The sequence below is a fragment of the Paenalcaligenes sp. Me52 genome, from assembly GCF_050487965.1.
Lineage (GTDB): Bacteria > Pseudomonadota > Gammaproteobacteria > Burkholderiales > Burkholderiaceae_B > Paenalcaligenes.
This window is the reverse complement of the sequence record NZ_JBKQFO010000005.1, coordinates 1-18580: the sequence shown is the minus strand read 5'-3', so window position 1 is coordinate 18580 and position 18580 is coordinate 1. Positions and strand designations below refer to the sequence as shown.

The 18580-nt window shown below is 49.9% G+C and carries 22 protein-coding genes; 20 read left to right on the top strand and 2 right to left on the bottom strand.

The genetic code is table 11. The features are described 5' to 3' along the window. Window positions 1-320, top strand: a 320-nt coding sequence (locus ACLO87_RS16610; protein WP_458575267.1) for an EF-Tu C-terminal domain-related protein, incomplete at its 5' end; no start/stop codon positions are given. A gap of 68 nt (window positions 321-388) precedes the next feature. Continuing rightward, entirely contained in the window at window positions 389-700 is a 312-nt protein-coding gene (gene rpsJ, locus ACLO87_RS16605) for a 30S ribosomal protein S10 (RefSeq protein WP_135863858.1), read from the top strand. 70 nt (window positions 701-770) lie between these two features. Here the strand turns inward: rpsJ and ACLO87_RS16600 are convergent, their stop codons facing one another. Further along, a complete protein-coding gene (locus ACLO87_RS16600) occupies window positions 771-1715 on the bottom strand; it encodes a LysR family transcriptional regulator (protein WP_430224320.1) in 945 nt (314 codons plus the stop codon). Between the two features lie 108 nt (window positions 1716-1823). Here ACLO87_RS16600 and ACLO87_RS16595 point away from each other — a divergent pair, with 108 nt between their 5' ends. Next, window positions 1824-3329, top strand: coding sequence for a CoA-acylating methylmalonate-semialdehyde dehydrogenase (locus ACLO87_RS16595; protein WP_430224319.1), 1506 nt, complete (start codon window positions 1824-1826; stop codon window positions 3327-3329). 70 nt (window positions 3330-3399) lie between these two features. Here ACLO87_RS16595 and ACLO87_RS16590 read toward each other — a convergent pair whose 3' ends face one another. Continuing rightward, the gene (locus tag ACLO87_RS16590; RefSeq protein WP_430224318.1) at window positions 3400-4311 is read right to left on the bottom strand and encodes a LysR family transcriptional regulator; all 912 of its coding nucleotides are present in this window, start codon (window positions 4309-4311) and stop codon (window positions 3400-3402) included. 105 nt (window positions 4312-4416) lie between these two features. Here ACLO87_RS16590 and aptA point away from each other — a divergent pair, with 105 nt between their 5' ends. The 17 genes from aptA to ACLO87_RS16505 all read left to right on the top strand — a co-directional run bounded on the left by aptA (window position 4417) and on the right by ACLO87_RS16505 (window position 17356). Continuing rightward, entirely contained in the window at window positions 4417-5760 is a 1344-nt protein-coding gene (gene aptA, locus ACLO87_RS16585) for an omega-aminotransferase AptA (RefSeq protein WP_430224317.1), read from the top strand. Window positions 5761-5996: 236 nt separating this feature from the next. After that, a complete protein-coding gene (locus ACLO87_RS16580) occupies window positions 5997-8042 on the top strand; it encodes a TonB-dependent receptor plug domain-containing protein (protein WP_430224316.1) in 2046 nt (681 codons plus the stop codon). Then, window positions 8042-9079: an iron ABC transporter substrate-binding protein gene (locus tag ACLO87_RS16575; RefSeq protein WP_430224315.1), complete on the top strand. Its 1038-nt coding sequence runs from the start codon at window positions 8042-8044 to the stop codon at window positions 9077-9079. Before ACLO87_RS16580 ends, ACLO87_RS16575 begins: the two co-directional genes overlap by 1 nt. Beyond that, window positions 9080-10105 carry a FecCD family ABC transporter permease gene (locus ACLO87_RS16570; protein WP_430224314.1) on the top strand — a complete coding sequence of 342 codons (1026 nt, stop codon included), beginning with the start codon at window positions 9080-9082 and terminating at the stop codon, window positions 10103-10105. After that, a complete protein-coding gene (locus ACLO87_RS16565) occupies window positions 10102-10866 on the top strand; it encodes an ABC transporter ATP-binding protein (protein ID WP_430224313.1) in 765 nt (254 codons plus the stop codon). Before ACLO87_RS16570 ends, ACLO87_RS16565 begins: the two co-directional genes overlap by 4 nt. 15 nt (window positions 10867-10881) lie before the next feature. Continuing rightward, on the top strand, window positions 10882-11685 hold the full coding sequence (locus tag ACLO87_RS16560; RefSeq protein WP_430224312.1) for a class I SAM-dependent methyltransferase: 804 nt from the start codon (window positions 10882-10884) through the stop codon (window positions 11683-11685). A gap of 172 nt (window positions 11686-11857) precedes the next feature. Next, window positions 11858-12532, top strand: a complete 675-nt coding sequence (gene rplC, locus ACLO87_RS16555) for a 50S ribosomal protein L3 (RefSeq protein WP_168246836.1) — start codon at window positions 11858-11860, stop codon at window positions 12530-12532. A 2-nt stretch (window positions 12533-12534) separates the two neighbouring features. After that, complete coding sequence (gene rplD, locus ACLO87_RS16550; RefSeq protein ID WP_430222012.1) at window positions 12535-13155, top strand: 50S ribosomal protein L4; 621 nt, start codon at window positions 12535-12537, stop codon at window positions 13153-13155. Then, window positions 13152-13448 carry a 50S ribosomal protein L23 gene (gene rplW, locus ACLO87_RS16545; protein ID WP_135866143.1) on the top strand — a complete coding sequence of 99 codons (297 nt, stop codon included), beginning with the start codon at window positions 13152-13154 and terminating at the stop codon, window positions 13446-13448. Before rplD ends, rplW begins: the two co-directional genes overlap by 4 nt. Continuing rightward, complete coding sequence (gene rplB / locus ACLO87_RS16540) at window positions 13448-14275, top strand: 50S ribosomal protein L2 (protein WP_430224311.1); 828 nt, start codon at window positions 13448-13450, stop codon at window positions 14273-14275. Before rplW ends, rplB begins: the two co-directional genes overlap by 1 nt. 11 nt (window positions 14276-14286) lie before the next feature. Further along, window positions 14287-14562 carry a 30S ribosomal protein S19 gene (gene rpsS / locus ACLO87_RS16535; RefSeq protein WP_135866146.1) on the top strand — a complete coding sequence of 92 codons (276 nt, stop codon included), beginning with the start codon at window positions 14287-14289 and terminating at the stop codon, window positions 14560-14562. A gap of 3 nt (window positions 14563-14565) precedes the next feature. Next, window positions 14566-14892 (top strand): 50S ribosomal protein L22, encoded by a 327-nt coding sequence (gene rplV, locus ACLO87_RS16530; RefSeq protein ID WP_135866148.1) that lies wholly within the window; start codon window positions 14566-14568, stop codon window positions 14890-14892. A 9-nt stretch (window positions 14893-14901) separates the two neighbouring features. Beyond that, entirely contained in the window at window positions 14902-15672 is a 771-nt protein-coding gene (gene rpsC, locus ACLO87_RS16525; protein WP_135866150.1) for a 30S ribosomal protein S3, read from the top strand. Window positions 15673-15674: 2 nt separating this feature from the next. Beyond that, entirely contained in the window at window positions 15675-16091 is a 417-nt protein-coding gene (gene rplP, locus ACLO87_RS16520; RefSeq protein WP_135866152.1) for a 50S ribosomal protein L16, read from the top strand. Between the two features lie 9 nt (window positions 16092-16100). Next, the gene (rpmC, locus tag ACLO87_RS16515; protein WP_135866154.1) at window positions 16101-16292 is read left to right on the top strand and encodes a 50S ribosomal protein L29; all 192 of its coding nucleotides are present in this window, start codon (window positions 16101-16103) and stop codon (window positions 16290-16292) included. Window position 16293: 1 nt separating this feature from the next. Further along, on the top strand, window positions 16294-16575 hold the full coding sequence (gene rpsQ, locus ACLO87_RS16510) for a 30S ribosomal protein S17 (RefSeq protein ID WP_135866156.1): 282 nt from the start codon (window positions 16294-16296) through the stop codon (window positions 16573-16575). 613 nt (window positions 16576-17188) lie between these two features. Beyond that, the gene (locus tag ACLO87_RS16505) at window positions 17189-17356 is read left to right on the top strand and encodes a hypothetical protein (RefSeq protein WP_430224310.1); all 168 of its coding nucleotides are present in this window, start codon (window positions 17189-17191) and stop codon (window positions 17354-17356) included. Window positions 17357-18580 lie beyond the last annotated feature (1224 nt).

The following is an 18580-nucleotide window of genomic DNA, read 5'->3' as shown; positions in this document are numbered from 1 at the left end:
GTGGTCAAGTATTGGCCAAACCAGGTTCCATCAAGCCACACACAGACTTCACAGCTGAAGTGTACATTCTGTCCAAAGAAGAAGGCGGTCGTCACACACCATTCTTCAAAGGCTACCGTCCACAGTTCTACTTCCGTACAACTGACGTGACAGGTACTATCGAGCTGCCAGAAGACAAAGAAATGGTTCTGCCAGGCGATAACATTTCCATGACAGTGTCGCTGATTGCGCCTATCGCTATGGAAGAAGGTCTGCGTTTCGCGATTCGCGAAGGTGGCCGTACTGTTGGTGCTGGCGTTGTAGCCAAAATCATCAAATAAGCTATTGATATAGCTGGATGCAGGGGCGCGTTGTTGCCCCTGCAACTTTTCGTTCTTTAGGAAATCACATGAAAAACCAGAAAATCCGTATCCGCCTTAAGGCTTTCGACTACAAATTAATCGATCAGTCTGCGGCTGAAATCGTTGATACGGCTAAACGTACCGGTGCTGTTGTGCGTGGTCCTGTACCTCTGCCTACACGTATCCGTCGTTACGACTTGTTGAGCTCACCACACGTGAACAAAACAGCGCGTGACCAGGTCGAAATCCGTACGCACCAGCGTTTGATGGATATTGTTGACCCAACTGATAAAACAGTTGATGCATTGATGCGTCTGGATCTGCCAGCTGGCGTTGATGTGGAAATTGCTCTGCAGTAATTCATTACTGACAGAACACGGAATACGATAACCCCCTGAAGTGATCTTCAGGGGGTTGTTTTTTGGTGGTCTAGGTCGCGCTCACATTGAAACCATGTTTGAATGCGTCGCGTAAGTAATCCACAAACAGTCGCACCGTCTGCGGTACCTGCGCAGAATAGGGGCGCAGTGCATAGACGTATTCACCAAAGGCACCCGATGGCTGCCAATCAGCCAATACTTGTACCAAGCTGCCTGTTTGCAGAGCTTCTTGCACACTAAAGTCAGGGACCAATGCGATGCCTTGATGTTGCAGGGCAATATCACGCAGCGCTTCACTGTTATTCGCGACAAACGCCCCCGTAATTGGCACAGTTAAACGTTGAGCCGCGCTGCTATCCGCTTGCTCAAATGTCCACGTGGCTGTGCGTTGCGATCGCGGATAATGCAGACACCGGTGCTGCAACAGATCATCAGGGTGTGAAGGTACGCCATGCTTGTTCAGATAGTCTGGACTCGCTACCAACAACGACCGTGTTTGGCATAGAGGCCAGGCTACATAGGTATCCGGTGGCGTGCTGGTATGGCGTATAGCCAAATCTACGGCTTCTTGTTCCAGAGAAAGCAGATTATCTGACAGATTTAAATCCAGCTGTATGTCAGGGTAACGACTCATAAAGCCTTGCAGCTTGGGAATCAATTGTTGACGAGAAAATGCTAATGGTGCGGTGATGCGCAACCAGCCTCGAGGGTGCGTAGCTAACTCTTGTACCGTCGCAAATTGATGGGCAATATTTTCAAATTCTTGTCGGGTGTTTTCTGCCAACCTATAGCCGGCCTCTGTTAACTGCACACTGCGGGTGGTACGACGAACTAAAGGCAGTCCACAGGCTTTTTCCAGCTCAGCTATACGTTGGCTCACAGCAGCTTTACTGATGCCTAACCGTTTTGCCGTAGCCGTAAAACTTCCTTGCTGTTGCAGAACACTTAAGCAATGCAGATGAGCCCAAAGAGATTGTATTTTTTCTATGTCCATACGCTGATTGTTCAGAATACTAAACAATTAATCAAGCGTTTTTGGCTAGGCAGGGCAGGGCACACTTTCTACACTGTATGAAAATGATTATCCACAGGAGACCACATCATGACAGTTCAACAGCAGGAAGTGCAGCATTTCATTGGCGGCAAGCTGACCGCAGGAAATGGCACAGAGACTCAAGCCGTCTATAACCCCGCAACGGGTGCTGTTGCACGCCAAGTGCGTTTAGGTACAGCATCGGATATCAATGCGGCGGTTGCTGCAGCCACAGCTGCGTTCCCAGCATGGGCGGATACGCCCCCTATACGCCGTGCTCGCATCATGCTGAAGTTTCTTGAACTGATGAATGAGCATATTGATACCTTGGCTGAAATCATCACATCCGAGCACGGGAAAGTGTTTAGCGATGCCAAGGGCGAAGTGATGCGTGGTATCGATATTATTGAGTTTGCGTGTGGTGCTCCTCAGTTGTTGAAGGGGGATTACACCGATCAGGTATCCACGAATATGGATAACTGGACAATGCGTCAGCCGTTGGGTGTAGTGGCTGGGGTGACACCATTTAACTTCCCTTGCATGGTGCCGTGTTGGATGTTCCCTATCGCTTTGGTGACGGGTAACTGCTTTGTACTGAAACCTAGCGAACGCGATCCATCGGCATCCCTTTTTATGGCTGATTTGCTGAAGCAAGCCGGTTTGCCTGATGGGGTATTCAATGTGGTGCAAGGTGGTAAGCCTACGGTAGATGCTTTACTGGCACACCCCGATGTGTCTGCGATGAGCTTTGTGGGTTCTACACCTATTGCCAAGTACATCTACGAGCAGGGAGCACACTTTGGTAAACGCGTGCAGGCATTGGGTGGTGCGAAGAATCATTTAGTGGTTATGCCTGATGCCGACATAGAGCAAGCTGTAGATGCCTTGATCGGCGCGGCTTACGGTTCTGCTGGTGAGCGTTGTATGGCGATTTCCGTGGCGGTGTTAGTGGGTGATGTGGCTGAGCGCATTATCCCCAAATTGGCAGAACGTGCTCGCGCACTAAAAATTACCAACGGCATGAATCCTGAAGCAGAGATGGGTCCTATCGTGACCCGCGAAGCTTTAGAGCGTATAGAAGGTTATATCGCTACAGGTGTGCAAGAGGGCGCCACGTTGGTGGTAGATGGGCGCGGTTTGAAAGTAGCAGGTCATGAACAAGGCTTCTTTACAGGTGGTACGTTGTTTGACCATGTGACCCCAAATATGCGCATTTACCAAGAAGAGATTTTCGGGCCTGTGTTGTCATGCGTGCGTGTTCCTGATTTTGCTCAGGCGTTAGAGCTGATTAATAACCACGCGTTTGGTAATGGCGTGTCGTGCTACACCAGCGATGGCAACGTGGCACGTGAGTTTGGTCGTCGTGTACAAGTGGGTATGGTAGGTATTAATGTGCCTATTCCTGTACCAATGGCATGGCAGGGTTTTGGTGGTTGGAAGCAAAGCTTATTTGGCGATATGCATGTGTATGGCGAGGAAGGTGTACGTTTCTACACCAAACAAAAGTCCATCATGCAACGTTGGCCGCAAAGCATAGAGAAAGGGGCAGAGTTTGCAATGCCCACCGCGAAGTAAACGGTAATAAAAAGGCGTCAAGTTGGCGCCTTTTTTGTATATAAACAGTAGATAGGTACGAGTAACGTATTTACATAGCCTGCGCCTGCAACGCATCCAGAAACTTATCCACAATCAAATTTTGGCGTCTGCCTTTTCGGGTAGCAGCCGCTAAGGTAATAGAGAAGTGCATTAAGTCGGGGCGTAGCGCAGTCATCAACCCTTGGTTGACCCAGTTAGCGGCCAAATGGTCTGGCAGGAAACCTATGTACTCACCTGTCAGAATAAGGAACGCGATAGCTTCGCGATCGGATGCCGTGGCAGTGCGTTGTAAAGGCTGATGCAACTGTATAGCTTCTGGGGGCATGCGGTAGCTGGGTTGTATGGCTCGCGCTGTGTAGAGCGTGGGCAGCTCTACCGTCGTGGCCTGCATGAATAATGGATGCTTATTGCTGCAGTAGAGATACGATTGTTCTTCGTATAGCGGTAGGTAGTCCAAACTGGGTAGCGTGGTGATCAAGGGGAGCGCCCCTACATGTAAGCGCCCATCCAATAGCCCGCGCTCAATTTCCCCTGGCGTGCTCATGCTGATGTTGACGCGTATGCCAGTATTGGCGCTGCACAAGTTTTGTAATGCCGTCGTGATGCGCATTTTGGGTTGGGTCACTAAGCTGTTCATCAAGCCAATGTTGAAGTCACCGCGTAGGCTATGGTGCAACTGGTTTACTTCACTACGAAAACCTTCAATCGCGGCCAGTACCGTTTCACTGGCGCGCAGCACTTCGCGTCCTTGGTCGGTTAGGCTGAACCCCGCTCGACCTCGTTGGCATAAACGCATCCCTACGCGTTTTTCTAGGTCGCTCATGTGCATGCTAATAGCAGAGCGACTAATACCTAAAATACTTTCAGCAGCGGCGAACCCGCCCGCTTTGGCGACGGTTCTGAATACACGTAATAAGCGCAGATCGAAGTCGCTGACTTGATTAAGAGTAGCTCTATCCATAGTTCAGTAAACACTTAAGTTTCTATCAATAGATTCATATCGTACTGATCAAATAAGCTCCCTACAATCCCTGTATACACCTCTAATAATGGATGGAGACAAGTCATGGAAGCATTGAATCTACAAGCGCATTGGATGCCGTTTAGTGCAAACCGCAATTTTCATCGTGATCCTAGGATGATTGTGGGCGCTGACAACAACTGGCTGATTGATGCCGATGGCCGTAAGGTATTTGATAGTTTGTCAGGCTTGTGGTGTTGTGGTGCAGGGCATAATCGTAGCGAGATACGTGATGCCGTGAGTCAGCAATTGGGTACGTTGGATTACTCTCCTGCATTCCAGTTTGGCCACCCACTGTCGTTTAAATTAGCCGAGCGTATTACCTCGCTGCTGCCGGATCCACTCAACCACGTGTTCTTCACGGATTCTGGCTCAGAGTGTACGGACACCTCTATTAAGATGGCGCGCGCCTACTGGCGTTTGAAAGGTCAGCCATCCAAAACAAAAATGATAGGGCGGGCACGTGGTTACCATGGTGTGAACGTGGCCGGCACCAGTTTGGGGGGTATAGGTGGCAATCGTAAGATGTTCGGCCAAATGATGGATGCCGATCACCTGCCTCACACCTTGCAGCCAGGCATGGCTTTCACCAAAGGCCAAGCCGAAACTGGCGGTATAGAGCTAGCGAATGAGCTGCTGAAACTCATTGAATTGCACGATGCCTCTAACATTGCTGCGGTGATTGTGGAGCCTGTGTCTGGGTCAGCGGGAGCATTGGTGCCACCACAGGGTTATTTGCGCCGTTTACGCGAGATTTGTGATCAGCACCAGATTCTGTTGATTTTTGATGAGGTGATTACAGGCTTTGGTAGGTTGGGTACGTTAAGTGGGGCAGAGTACTTTGGTGTTACGCCTGACATCATGAACGTTGCGAAGCAGTTGACTAACGGTGCCGTCCCTATGGGTGCTGTTATTGCGTCTACCGAAATCTACCAAACCTTTATGCAGCAAAACACACCCGATTACATGGTGGAGTTCGGGCATGGGTATACCTACTCGGCTCATCCGGTAGCGTGTGCAGCCGGTTTGGCAGCCTTGGATATTCTAGAGCGCGAAAATCTACCCCAGAAAGCGGCAGAGCTAGCTCCGCACTTTGAACGCAGTTTGCACGGGTTACGGTATGCAAACCATGTGGTCGATATACGTAATTGCGGTCTAGTTGGCGCAATCCAGTTAGCGCCTCGTGATGGTGACGCGGTGATACGGCCTTTTGAGGCAGGCATGGCGTTGTGGAAGAAAGGCTTTTACGTGCGCTTTGGGGGCGATACGTTGCAGTTCGGTCCTACCTTTACGACAACGGCGGCTGAACTAGACACACTGTTTGATGCCGTGGGCGATGTGTTGAATGCTTTAGACAGAACACCTAGCCAGCTGGTGCGGGTGGCGTGATGTAGATAAAGGTCTGCTACGGCCTGATTGCTAGCGGCTTTTTTACTTATCCATGAGCACGATGTACGAGATGTACAGCGTGCATGGGATAGATGTAAAAAAAGCCGCTTTTTTGTGCGTAGTGTCGCGCTTCTGCGCACATCATCCCTTTTCTATAAATGTGATTTGCTGATTCAATTCCTGCTGTCGTAATATACCTCTGCTTATAACGAATAGAAACATATGGGGAGAGGCAGATGAACAGCTTTATGACGCATAGCTCAGCGATCACCAAGACGTGGTTAGGCTGTGCGAAAAATCGTGGAGTGTGGCGTTTGACGGCACTGTGTGCTGCATTGTCATGCAGTGGCATGGTGTATGCCGAAGACACTGATAACAGCGCCGTCTTTAAGTTGGGTGAAGTGGTAGTACGTGGGGACATTGGTGGTTCACTATTGTTGGGCGAAACCACTTTGAACGAAACTACGATGGAACGCTTTAATCGCAACAATATTGGTAGCGCGGCCACCATGATACCGGGTGTGACCCTTGCCTCTAGCGGGCAACGTAACGAGCAAACCGTTTCCATCCGAGGCTTTGATTCGCGTCGCATCGCTATTTTCATGGATGGTATTCCACAGTATGTGCCGTATGACGGTAACGTGGATTTAAATCGATTCACTACCTTCGACTTATCTACATTGACGGTAGCTAAAGGTAATGCGTCGCTGTTGTACGGGCCTAACGTGATGGGTGGCGCGATCAACTTAGTGTCCCGCAAACCCGAACGTGAGTTTGAAGGCGATGTACGTATGGGTTACGCCTCGGGACAGGAGCGTTTGTTCTCGGTGAACGTTGGCTCTAGACAAGAGCAATGGTATTTCCAGTTCGGTGCGTCGTATCTGGATGCGAATGGTTTTCCTCTGCCCAAGGGTTTCCATGATCAGAAAAAATCGCCTACAGATTTAGGTAGCTACCGCGAGAATGGTCACTACACTGATAAGAAACTCTCTTTTAAATTGGGCCTGACACCTAACGCAACAGATGAGTACGTATTTGGCTACGTACGCCAAGAAGGTAAAAAGGGTCAGCCTGTGTACACCGGCGAGCGTAAAGGTAATCGTTTTACCGGGCGTTTCTGGCAGTGGCCGTATTGGGACAAAGACAGCTTGTACTTCATGAGCAGTACTGATCTGGGTTCAGACTACACCTTGCGCCTACGTGCTTATGCCGATAGCTATAAGAACGGTATGGACAACTTTAGCGATGCATCCTACACAACGCTGCAAGACACCCGTAGTAAGTACGATGACAAAACCTATGGTGCCGCTGCCGAACTGGTCATAGATCGTTGGGCTAACCACGAGGTGCATGTAGCCTTCAACTACAAAGACGATAGGCACAAAGACATACAAGCGGGTTATGCCACAAAGAACTACCGTGATATCACCTACTCATTAGCCATCGAGGATTACATACGTCTATCCGATACGTGGAGAATGCGTGCTGGCTTGAGCCATGATAGGCGCAAAACCAAAGATGCCAATATTTGGGATTCAGGTGCGGTAGATAAAGCTACTAATGGCGTATTAGAGTTAGTGCATAACGTGACACCTACTACCGAGCTATTTGGTAGCGTGGCACACAAAACGCACTTTGCGACCATTAAAGACCGTTATTCCGCAAGCTTTGGCGAGGCCCTACCTAACCCTGATTTACGGCCCGAAAAAGCGTGGCATTACGAGTTGGGTTTACGTACAGAGGCATGGGAAGGCGGGGAGCTAGAGTTCACGCTGTTCCGCAGTAACTTGCGTGATGCGCATAACCGTGTGGATGTACCGGGCACAACATGTGGCAAATACGAGTGTAGGCAATACCAGAACATTGATAGAGCACGTCACCAAGGTATAGAGCTGTCTGTAGAGCAGCAGTTCAGCCCTGAGTGGCGAGCTGGTTTGGCCTACACCTATTTGAATAGCAAAAACCGCAGCGAGCCAGATGTGAAATTGACGGGTTTGCCACGCAACCGTCTGTTTGCACACGTAGGGTGGAAGCCCCATGCTCAGTGGGAGTTCTTAGCGACATTGGAAGCAGAGAACGGTCGCTACGACGAAGGGGTAGTGGATAAATACGAGCAATTGTCTGGTTACGGAATCTGGGGCCTGAAAACCATTTGGACACCACGTAGCGACCTGTCTATTGAAGCAGGCGTACGTAACCTAGGTGATAAATACTACGAGCTGTCAGAAGGTTATCCAATGCCAGGCCGTGTGTGGTTCGCTAATGCTATTTATCGCTTCTAATGGATCACGCTAAACGACGCCTCTTACACGCTTTTGGTGCCAGCCTGCTGACGGCAGGTTGGGTGCCAAAGGTGTTGGCATCCTCACCACAGTTGCTGTATCACTATGGGCAGTTACCTGCACCGGACGCGGTACAGCGGGTGTTTGCCGCAGGGCCACCAGCTGCTGTGCTGTTGTACTGTTTAGCGCCCGAGAAAATGTTGGGCTGGCCGTATAACCTGAGTGACCAGTCTCGTTTCTATTTGTCGCCAGACTACCAGCAGATTCCTTTTGTAGGACGCCTAGCTGGTAGGGGAAGCACTATACCGCTGGAAAGTTTGTTGGCCTTGTCTCCTGACGTGATTCTGGATGCTGGGGTAGTGAACCAAACACATCAGTCAGCAGCAGAAAACGTAGCACGGCAAACTGGTATTCCCTATGTATTAGTAGACGGTACCTTGGCTGACTCCCCCAGGCAGTTGCTGTATGCAGGAGAGCTGCTGCAAGTATCTGAACGAGCGGCAATGTTGGCTGCACATGCTACCGAGATTCTGGATAAAACCGCGAATGCCGTGGCTAAGCAAGCACCTAGTGTGTATTTGGCACGAGGCATAGATGGGCTGGAAACAGGTCTAGCTGGTTCTATACATGCTGAAGTGATCAGCCATGTAGGTGCGCGTAATGTGGCGGCTGCTGCCGGTACGGGTGGGCTAGCACAGGTCTCTATGGAACAACTGCTGGCATGGGATCCGGATTTCATCTTTGCCCAAGACGCGGCATTTTTTGAGACGGCCAAGCGTTCCCCTTTGTGGAACAGCTTACGTGCCGTGCGAGAAGGTCGCTTGTTATTAGTGCCGTCATTGCCTTTTGGGTGGGTAGATGTGCCACCGGGCATTAATAGGTTGTTGGGACTGCTTTGGGTAAAAGCCACGTTGGAGCAAGATCAACTGTGGCTACCTGATCGAGTACGCGAGTTCTTCTTACGCTTTTACCAGCGCTTATTAACGATGGAAGAGCTACAAGGCTTATTGGCGCAACCCGTCTACAAGGCACACTAAATGACACGGCACAACATCAGCAATCGCACGGGATATTGGCATTGGTTCTGGCTACTGTGTGTATTAGCGATTGCCGTTGTCATCGCCTTATTCGCCGGTAAGTATCCGCTGACATGGGCCGAGTTAGCAGCCGCTATCTCGGCCCCTTTCCGTGCAGATGGCACAGAGTCCACCGCGTATACCGTGGTTTGGCAACTGCGCTTCCCACGCATTGTTGCCGCCATATTGGTGGGGGCGGGGCTTGCTGCGGCTGGTGCAGCATACCAAGGCATGTTCAGAAACCCCTTAGTGTCACCCGATATCCTAGGCGTGTCCGCTGGTGCTGGCTTGGGGGCGGTAGTTGCCATTTATTTAGGGTTGTCACTGTTGTGGGTACAAATGCTGGCCTTTGTGGGCGGCTTGTTGGCAGTGCTGTTTGTCTATGTGATTGCGCGGATGGTACGGCGACACGATCCTGTCTTAGTGCTGGTATTGGCGGGCGTAGCCGTAGGCTCTTTATTGGGTGCGGGTATCTCGTTAGTGAAAGTGTTGGCTGACCCCTATTCACAGTTGTCTGTAATTACCTTCTGGTTACTGGGCGGGCTAAATAGCATCAATCAAACCGAAATGTTGTGGGCGTTGCCCTGGATGTTGGCGGGTTTAGTGCCATTGCTATTACTACGTTGGCGCATCAACTTGTTGAGCCTGCCAGATGAAGAGGCGCAGATGTTGGGCGTACCTGTGCAACGTTTACGTGTGGTGCTGATTGTGGCGGCCACGTTGCTTACGGCCAGTGCTATTTCGTTTACCGGCATCATAGGGTGGGTGGGGTTAGTGATTCCGCATGTGGCGCGCCTGTTGGTGGGGCCAAACTTCAGTCGCTTGTTACCCACCTCGTTATTGTTGGGCGGTATCTTTTTACTGCTAACTGATACTTTGGCACGCACGGCGGCTCCCATCGAGTTGCCACTAGGGGTGCTGACCTCGTTAGTGGGGGCACCTTTCTTTCTGTTTCTCTTAGCGCGTACTAGCACGGCAGAAAAATGACCACACCCATTGTTGAGTTGCTTCAGGTCAGCATCGGCTACGGCAAACACCAAAAGGTGGGGGAGGGCATCAGCCTGCAAGTCTGGCCGCAAGAAGTGCTGTGTTTACTCGGGCCAAATGGTAGTGGTAAATCTACGCTGTTCAAAACACTGCTAGGGTTGTTGCCGCCGTTAGCTGGGCAGGTAAGCGTAATGGGGAAGCCTCTATGTAGCTGGACACGTCAGGCGTTAGCGAAACACATCGCCTATGTGCCGCAAGCGCATGCTGCCGTGTTTGCGTTCAGTGTTTTAGAGGTGGTGTTAATGGGGCGCACAGCTAGCTTAGGACTGTTCGCCAGTCCGTCTGCGCAGGATAAACAGCTCGCTTGTCAGTGTTTAGAGCAAGTAGGCATGCTGCACTTGCTAGATAGGCCCTATACGCAAATTAGTGGGGGCGAACGCCAACTGGTGTTGATTGCACGCGCATTGGCACAGCAGCCTGCCTTATTGGTCATGGATGAGCCCACCGCCAGTTTGGACTTCGGCAATCAGCTACGGGTGTTGTCGCACATACAGGCCCTACAGCAGCAGGGTATGGGGATTTTACTGTGTACCCATCAACCCGAGCACGCATTGCAAATTGCAGACCGAGTGGCGTTATTCAAGGATGGCAGCTTGCTAGCCGTGGGAACATCTGCCCAGACAATGACGGCTACCCATTTAGCGACGTTGTATGATTTGGATGAGTCTACGGTTAGGCAGCATTTGCCTACTGTGTTTTAACTAAAGGGAAACCACATGCTGATTCATGACGTGGATTTTGCGCAGATGTACCGCGAGCATATGCTTCAAAGCGATAGATCAGCCAAATCGGCCAGTGCTTGGGATGCACGCGCCAAAGAATTAAAGGGCAAGCCATTACAAAGTGAGTATGCGCAGCAATTTGTGGCGCACATGAATCTTGAGGGGGCGAAGACACTGCTAGATGTAGGCTGTGGCACCGGTACTATCGGTATCACCGTAGCCCCTCATTTGCAGCACGTGATAGGTCTAGATTACAGCGCGGAAATGCTAGAGCGCATGCAAGAGCATGCCAAAGCCGCTGGTCTAACGAATGTGCAAACCTTGTGTAAGTCGTGGTACGACGATTGGGCCGATGTGCCTAAGTGCGACATTGTGGTGGCCTCACGCTCTAGCTTGGTAGCGGATATGCAGGAAGCCCTGCAGAAGATGACTAGCAAAGCGAGCAAACGCTGCTATATGACTCACTTGGTAGATGGCCACTTTGGCGACGCTGCGATTGCTGATGTATTAGGCAAAAACAAACGTGCTTTGCCTGATTACATTTACATCGTAAACATCCTGTTTTCTATGGGTTTTCACCCTAGAGTGGATTACCTGTGTTTTCCCGGAAGATTGGCGGGTACTAAAAACGTAGAAGAGTTCATCGAGAAAGTGCGTTGGACATTTGGTGACCTCAGCGACCAGCAACTTTCTGATCTGCGTCAGTGGTATGCCGAAGACGATGAGCGCGCTCAACAGGGTGGGGGAGACACGCGTTGGGCGATGATCTCGTGGGATGTGGACAAAGTTGGTAGATGATTGATTGCAATACGCTAAATAGTCTCGCTGAATACCACACTTGACAAAATCCTGCTTGTTTGAGTATTGCTTTGGTGATAATATTTAGGGCTTGGCTATAAAAGCCAAGTTTTTTGGTACATTCATAAAGTACATTAGCCCCGACCAATCGCAGTCGGGAATGGAGAAAAAGATGTCGAACTCGACACCTGTGCCTGCCGCTTGGCGGTTGGGACTTGTTGGGCGTAAAGTCGGCATGACTCGCATTTTTACTGAAGACGGTGAATCCGTGCCAGTAACTGTGCTAGACGTGTCCAACAATCGCATCGCACAAGTCAAAACCCCTGAAGTGGATGGCTACGCTGCTGTTCAAGTGGCATACGGCACTCGCCGCGCAACGCGCGTCACTAAAGCTGCCGCTGGTCACTATGCTAAAGCTGGTATTGAAGCTGGTAGCATCCTTAAAGAATTCCGTCTTGACCCTGCAAAAGCAGCTGAGCACACCGCTGGTGCTGTTCTGGCTGTGGACAGCATCTTTGAAGCTGGCCAAAAGGTTGACGTAACTGGTACCACAATCGGTAAAGGTTTTGCCGGTGTTATCAAGCGTCACAACTTTTCTAGTCAGCGCGCTTCCCATGGTAACTCTCTGTCTCACCGTGCCCCCGGTTCTACCGGTATGGCTCAGGATCCAGGCCGTGTGTTCCCAGGTAAGAAAATGGCTGGTCACATGGGTAGCGTTACCCGTACAGTACAGAACCTCGATATCGTGCGTGTAGACGCCGAGCGCGGTTTGTTGTTGGTACGTGGCGCTGTTCCAGGTCACAAAAATGGTGACGTAGTTGTACGTCCCGCCATTAAAGGAGCCTAATCATGGATCTCAAGCTCCTGAATGATCAGGGTCAAGCTGCTTCCACCGTTGCTGCATCGGATGTAGTATTTGGTCGCGAATTCAACGAATCTCTGGTTCACCAGATCGTTGTTGCATTCCAAGCTAATGCTCGTAGCGCCAACAGCCAGCAGAAAACACGTGGTACTGTTTCTCACAGCACACGTAAGCCTTGGAAACAAAAAGGTACGGGCCGTGCTCGTGCTGGTATGTCCTCTTCCCCGCTGTGGCGTGGGGGTGGTCGCGCGTTCCCTAACACTGGCGAAGAAAACTACAGCCACAAAGTTAACAAGAAAATGTACCGTGCAGGTCTGCGCGCTATTCTTTCTCAGTTGGCTCGTGACGACCGTCTGGCCGTAGTAGAAAACTTCGCTGTGGATGCTCCAAAAACAAAATTGGCTGCTTCCAAGCTGAAAGACATGGGTCTGGATTCTGTGCTGCTCATTACTGACGCATTTGATGAAAACCTCTATCTGGCTACGCGTAACCTGCCAAACGTTGCTGTGGTCGAACCGCGTTATGCTGACCCTGTTTCGTTGATCCACTTCAAAAAAGTGTTGATCACTAAGGCAGCTATCGCTCAACTCGAGGAGATCCTGGGATGAACACAGAGCGTTTATACCAAGTCATCCTAGCTCCAATCGTGACTGAAAAAGCCACGATGGTTGCTGAGCTGAATCAGCAAATCGCTTTCCGCGTTGCCGCTGACGCTACTAAACCTGAGATCAAGGCTGCTGTTGAGCACTTGTTCAAAGTTGAGGTTGAGTCTGTTCAGGTTCTGAACCAGAACGGTAAAGCAAAACGATTTGGCCGTTTCCAAGGTCGCCGCCGCAACGAGCGCAAAGCATACGTGTCGCTCAAAGCGGGTCAGGAACTCGACTTTACTGAGGTGAACTAATGGCACTCGTTAAAGTAAAACCTACCTCGGCAGGCCGTCGCAACATGGTGAAAGTTGTGCACTCTGAGTTGCACAAAGGCGCACCTTACGCTCCCCTGCTGGAGAAAAAATCACGTACAGCTGGCCGTAACAACAACGGTCACATCACTGTACGTCACCGTGGTGGTGGTCACAAACAGCATTACCGTATTGTTGACTTCCGTCGCAACAAGGATGGTATTCCTGCGAAAGTAGAACGTCTGGAATACGACCCTAACCGTACAGCCCACATTGCTTTGTTGTGCTACGCCGATGGTGAGCGTCGTTACATCATTGCTCCACGTGGTCTGGAAGTTGGTGCAACTGTTGTATCCGGTCAGGATGCTCCTATCCGCGCTGGTAACACACTGCCTATCCGCAACATCCCTATCGGTGCAACAATTCACTGCATCGAAATGTTGCCAGGTAAAGGTGCTCAGTTGGCTCGTTCCGCTGGTGCATCCGCTGTGTTGTTGGCACGTGATGGTGCTTACTCTCAGATTCGTCTGCGTTCCGGTGAAGTTCGTCGCGTGCACATTGATTGCCGTGCAACTATCGGTTCCGTAAGTAACGAAGACAACAGCCTGCGTCAAATCGGTAAAGCTGGTGCGACACGCTGGCGTGGTATTCGCCCAACCGTACGTGGTGTAGCCATGAACCCGATCGATCACCCTCACGGTGGTGGTGAAGGTCGTACAGGTGAAGGTCGCGAGCCGGTCAGTCCATGGGGTACCCCTGCTAAGGGCTACCGTACCCGCCGTAACAAACGCACAGACAACATGATTGTCTCGCGTCGTAAGCGCAAGTAAGGGGCGTACACATGTCACGTTCGATTAAAAAAGGCCCATTTGTAGACGAGCATCTGATCAAGAAGGTCGATGCAGTTGTCGCGGGCAACGATAAACGGCCGATCAAAACTTGGTCCCGCCGTTCAACCATCCTGCCTGAGTTCATTGGGCTGACTATTGCCGTGCATAATGGCCGTCAACACGTTCCCGTTTACGTAAACGAGAACATGGTTGGTCATAAGCTGGGCGAATTCGCTCTGACCCGTACGTTCAAGGGTCATGCTGCGGACAAGAAGTCTCGGAGATAAGCGATGGAAACCACAGCAACAATTCGTGGCGTACGTATTTCAGCGCAAAAAGCTCGCTTAGTTGCGGACATGATCCGTGGCAAAAGCGTTTCTTACGCTCTGAATACTCTGACTTTCACGCCAAAGAAAGCCGCTGGCATTATCAAAAAAGCGCTTGAGTCCGCTATTGCTAATGCTGAACATAACGACGGTGCCGATATCGATGAGCTGCGCGTGACCACAATTTTTGTGGACAAAGCACAGTCTTTGAAACGATTCTCTGCTCGTGCCAAAGGCCGCGGTAACCGTATCGAGAAGCAGACCTGCCACATTGTGGTTAAGGTCGGTTAAGGAGTCACAATGGGACAAAAAGTTCACCCAATTGGGTTCCGCCTCGCCGTTAACCGCAACTGGAATTCTCGTTGGTACGCTGATAACAACGAATTCTCCGGCATGTTGGCTGACGATATCCGAGTACGCGAGTACCTGAAGAAAAAACTGAAGAACGCTTCGGTAAGCCGTGTGCTGATCGAGCGCCCAAACAAAAACGCCCGCATTACTATTTTCTCCGCCCGTCCAGGCGTAGTAATTGGTAAACGTGGCGAAGACATCGAAAGCTTGAAGGCTGACCTTCAGCGTTTGATGGGCGTTCCTGTTCACGTGAACATCGAAGAAGTTCGCAAGCCAGAAACCGATGCTCAGTTGATCGCTGATTCCATCGCCCAGCAATTGGAAAAACGTATTATGTTCCGCCGCGCCATGAAACGCGCTATGCAGAACGCAATGCGTCTGGGTGCACAAGGTATCAAGATTGCTAGCGCTGGTCGTCTGAACGGTATTGAAATTGCCCGTACAGAATGGTACCGCGAAGGTCGCGTGCCTCTGCATACATTGCGTGCCAACATTGACTACGCAACTGCAGAAGCTCACACAACCTACGGTATTATCGGTATCAAGGTATGGGTATACAAAGGCGACATGCTTCCTAACGGCGAAATGCCAGTAGAAGCTGCTGCTCCAGAAGAGCGTCGTCACCGCCGTCCTCGTGGCGAACGTCCAGAAGGTCGTCGTCCAGGTCGTGGCCGTGGCCCACGTCGCGATTCTGCTGCTCCTGCGCCTGAAGGAGAATAACTATGTTGCAACCCTCACGCAGAAAGTATCGCAAAGAGCAGAAAGGTCGTAACACTGGTTTAGCCACTCGTGGCAACCTGGTGTCTTTCGGCGAATTTGGCTTGAAAGCAACCGGCCGTGGCCGTTTGACTGCTCGTCAAATTGAAGCAGCTCGTCGTGCGATCAACCGTCACATCAAACGTGGTGGCCGTATTTGGATTCGTATTTTCCCTGACAAACCTATTTCGCAGAAACCTGCTGAAGTACGTATGGGTAGCGGTAAAGGTAGTCCGGAATTCTGGGTCGCTGAAATTCAACCTGGCAAAGTTTTGTACGAAATGGAAGGTGTAAGTGAAGAGTTGGCACGTGAGGCGTTCCGCCTGGCTGCCGCTAAGCTGCCTATTTCTACGACCTTTGTATCGCGCCACATTGGTGCTTAAGGAGATCTCATGAAAGCCAGTGAACTCCGTGCTAAAGATACGGCCGAGCTCAATGCAGAGCTCGAGAGTCTGCTGAAAGCACAATTTAGTCTGCGTATGCAGCGTGCAACTCAGCAGCTTTCCAACACCAGCCAGCTATCCAAAGTACGTCGCGACATCGCTCGTGTTCGTACCGTAATGGCTGAGAACGCAGGAAAGTAAGATGAGCGAAACGCAAACAACCCAAACGCAAAAGCGTCAGCGTACTTTGCAAGGTCGCGTGGTCAGCAACAAAATGGATAAAACCGTTGTCGTTCTAGTAGAGCGTCGCGTAAAACATCCTTTGTACGGCAAGATCATGATTCGTACCAACAAGTACAAAGCGCATGACGAGCAAAACCAGTACAACGAAGGTGATGTAGTGGAAATTGCTGAAGGTCGTCCTATCAGCCGCGGTAAAACGTGGTCTGTAGTTCGCCTGGTCACAGCATCGCGCGCGATCTAATGCGTATAGCGTAATTTCGGTTACGTGGAAAAGCCCGGTTCGAAAGAGCCGGGCTTTTTTTATGTCTGCTTCCATCGTGTGTAGAAAGGGTTAGGTCTTATACGATTGTTCTATCTAGGTGGTGTATGCATGGAGTGGATGCTTCTATCAATTCACCCAGTTGCCCACTTACCGTCTATCTATATATAGATGGCAAACAAACTCTGGACACATGTTAGGTGCATCATGTTGGTAGCCAGGTGAGACGTAAGTGACAGCACTCTATATATAGAGGCTGCAATCTGCAGATCTATATAGTCACCTTGGTTGTATCGTTTTTCTCCGTGTAGTCTTTCGTGTAGTGCGTGTTCAAAGTGATGTGATTATTCATCACTCGCCAATAGATCCACATACACACTGCGTTCTGCTGAGTGCTACCGAAGGGCAGTGAGTTGTTGTTGTTGTTGTTGTTGTTGTTGTTGTTGTTGTTGTTGTTGTTGTTGTTGTTGTTGTGATGGCTGCACAGGTATGTGACTCAGTTTATTGGTATAGAGAAACACTCGTAGTTATGCGAGTCGTTGAGCACTTGGTAGCCACAAAGCTAATCAGCAAAGAGCTTGAGTAGTCACGAACAATGCTAAAAGCAAAAGCAAAAGCAAAAGCAAAAGCAAAAGCAAAAGCAAAAGCAAAAGCAAAAGCAAAAGCAAATGTAGATGTAGTGAAGGGAAGCTATACAGAGGTGTTTACCCTGAGTGCACTAAATAATACTGGTAGAGGTGTGGTAGGTACGCGTCCGGCTTGAGCCCTTGATCTAGAAGTGAGTACGATCGTGCATTTCTATTCGAACCAGTACTAAGCGCAGGGGGAGGCAGAGAATCAGCTTGATTCTTTCTCTTTTTATAGAGAGGGGGATAGCAGAGGGTTATGACAGGCAGGGTAAAAGTCACAGCGACAGCGGAGCTGCTTGGCTATCCCACGATATGGCCACTCCCATCTATATATAGATCACTCTTTCGCCCTCAATCTATAAGAGTGTCGATTTGACTAGACTCTTCGTGATGAACTGCTTCTCGTGGCTACCGAGTCGGGCGGATGCAAATACACCAACGCTATCTATATAGACGGAGAGTATGCAATATAGCTGTAGCTTGTGCACAGAGTATTGCTGAAGTAGGAGCCCGGCAGCGGCTTTGATGTACTGGAGCATGTATAAGCAGGTAAGTATATTCATGCGTACTGACTAGGTGACTTCAACGCTAACTCCATTCAGCTTTGTTGCATACTAGGCGTGCGGTCTCAAAAACAGTACATATATATAGTGAACGCAGGTGTAGCACTATTGGATAGTGGTTTCCTTGCTGTTTGCATTCGTAATATCCCGGTAAGTAGTGAGCACGAACTTTGCGCCATTACTGCTAGGTGTCTATATAGAACGTAGAGTCTCTATATATAGAGAGCTCTCCCTAGTGCGGGCGTTACTTCGGTTGGTTACTTTCAGGTAGATAACTGACTAGGCTTTGCCATTTCAGTTGCTGGGAACGTGTAGAGGAGGGGAATCATCAATGTCCGCTATAAGTAGCTATCTATAGATACCTAGGGTTGACAGGGGTTCTGCAGCTATTTTCAGGTTATTTTGTAACTCTGCGAAAATTTATTAACAAAGTGTTTGACAAGGTTCTTAAATACGCGCTATAGTTCACTCCCTTGTTTGAAAAGCAGTTTGCTTCACAAGGCAGCGGTCTTCTACGGAAGGTTGCGATTCATCCGAAAGGGTGAAGCGGCAAGAAAATAAATCTTGACAAGTTTAAAAAAACCATGTTAAAGTTTCTTTCTTTGCTGAAGAGCACAAAACTTAATTTTCAGGTTTGAGAGTTAATTTTTGTGAGTGGTTTTGAAGTAGTTTCGGTTTTAAATGTTTTGAAAATAAACGCTTGACACCAAAAACAAATTGCTTCATAATTTCACTTCTCTGGTTTAGCTGCAACGGCAGCGACTGGCTACTTCGGTAGCAAGTGTTCTTTAAAAA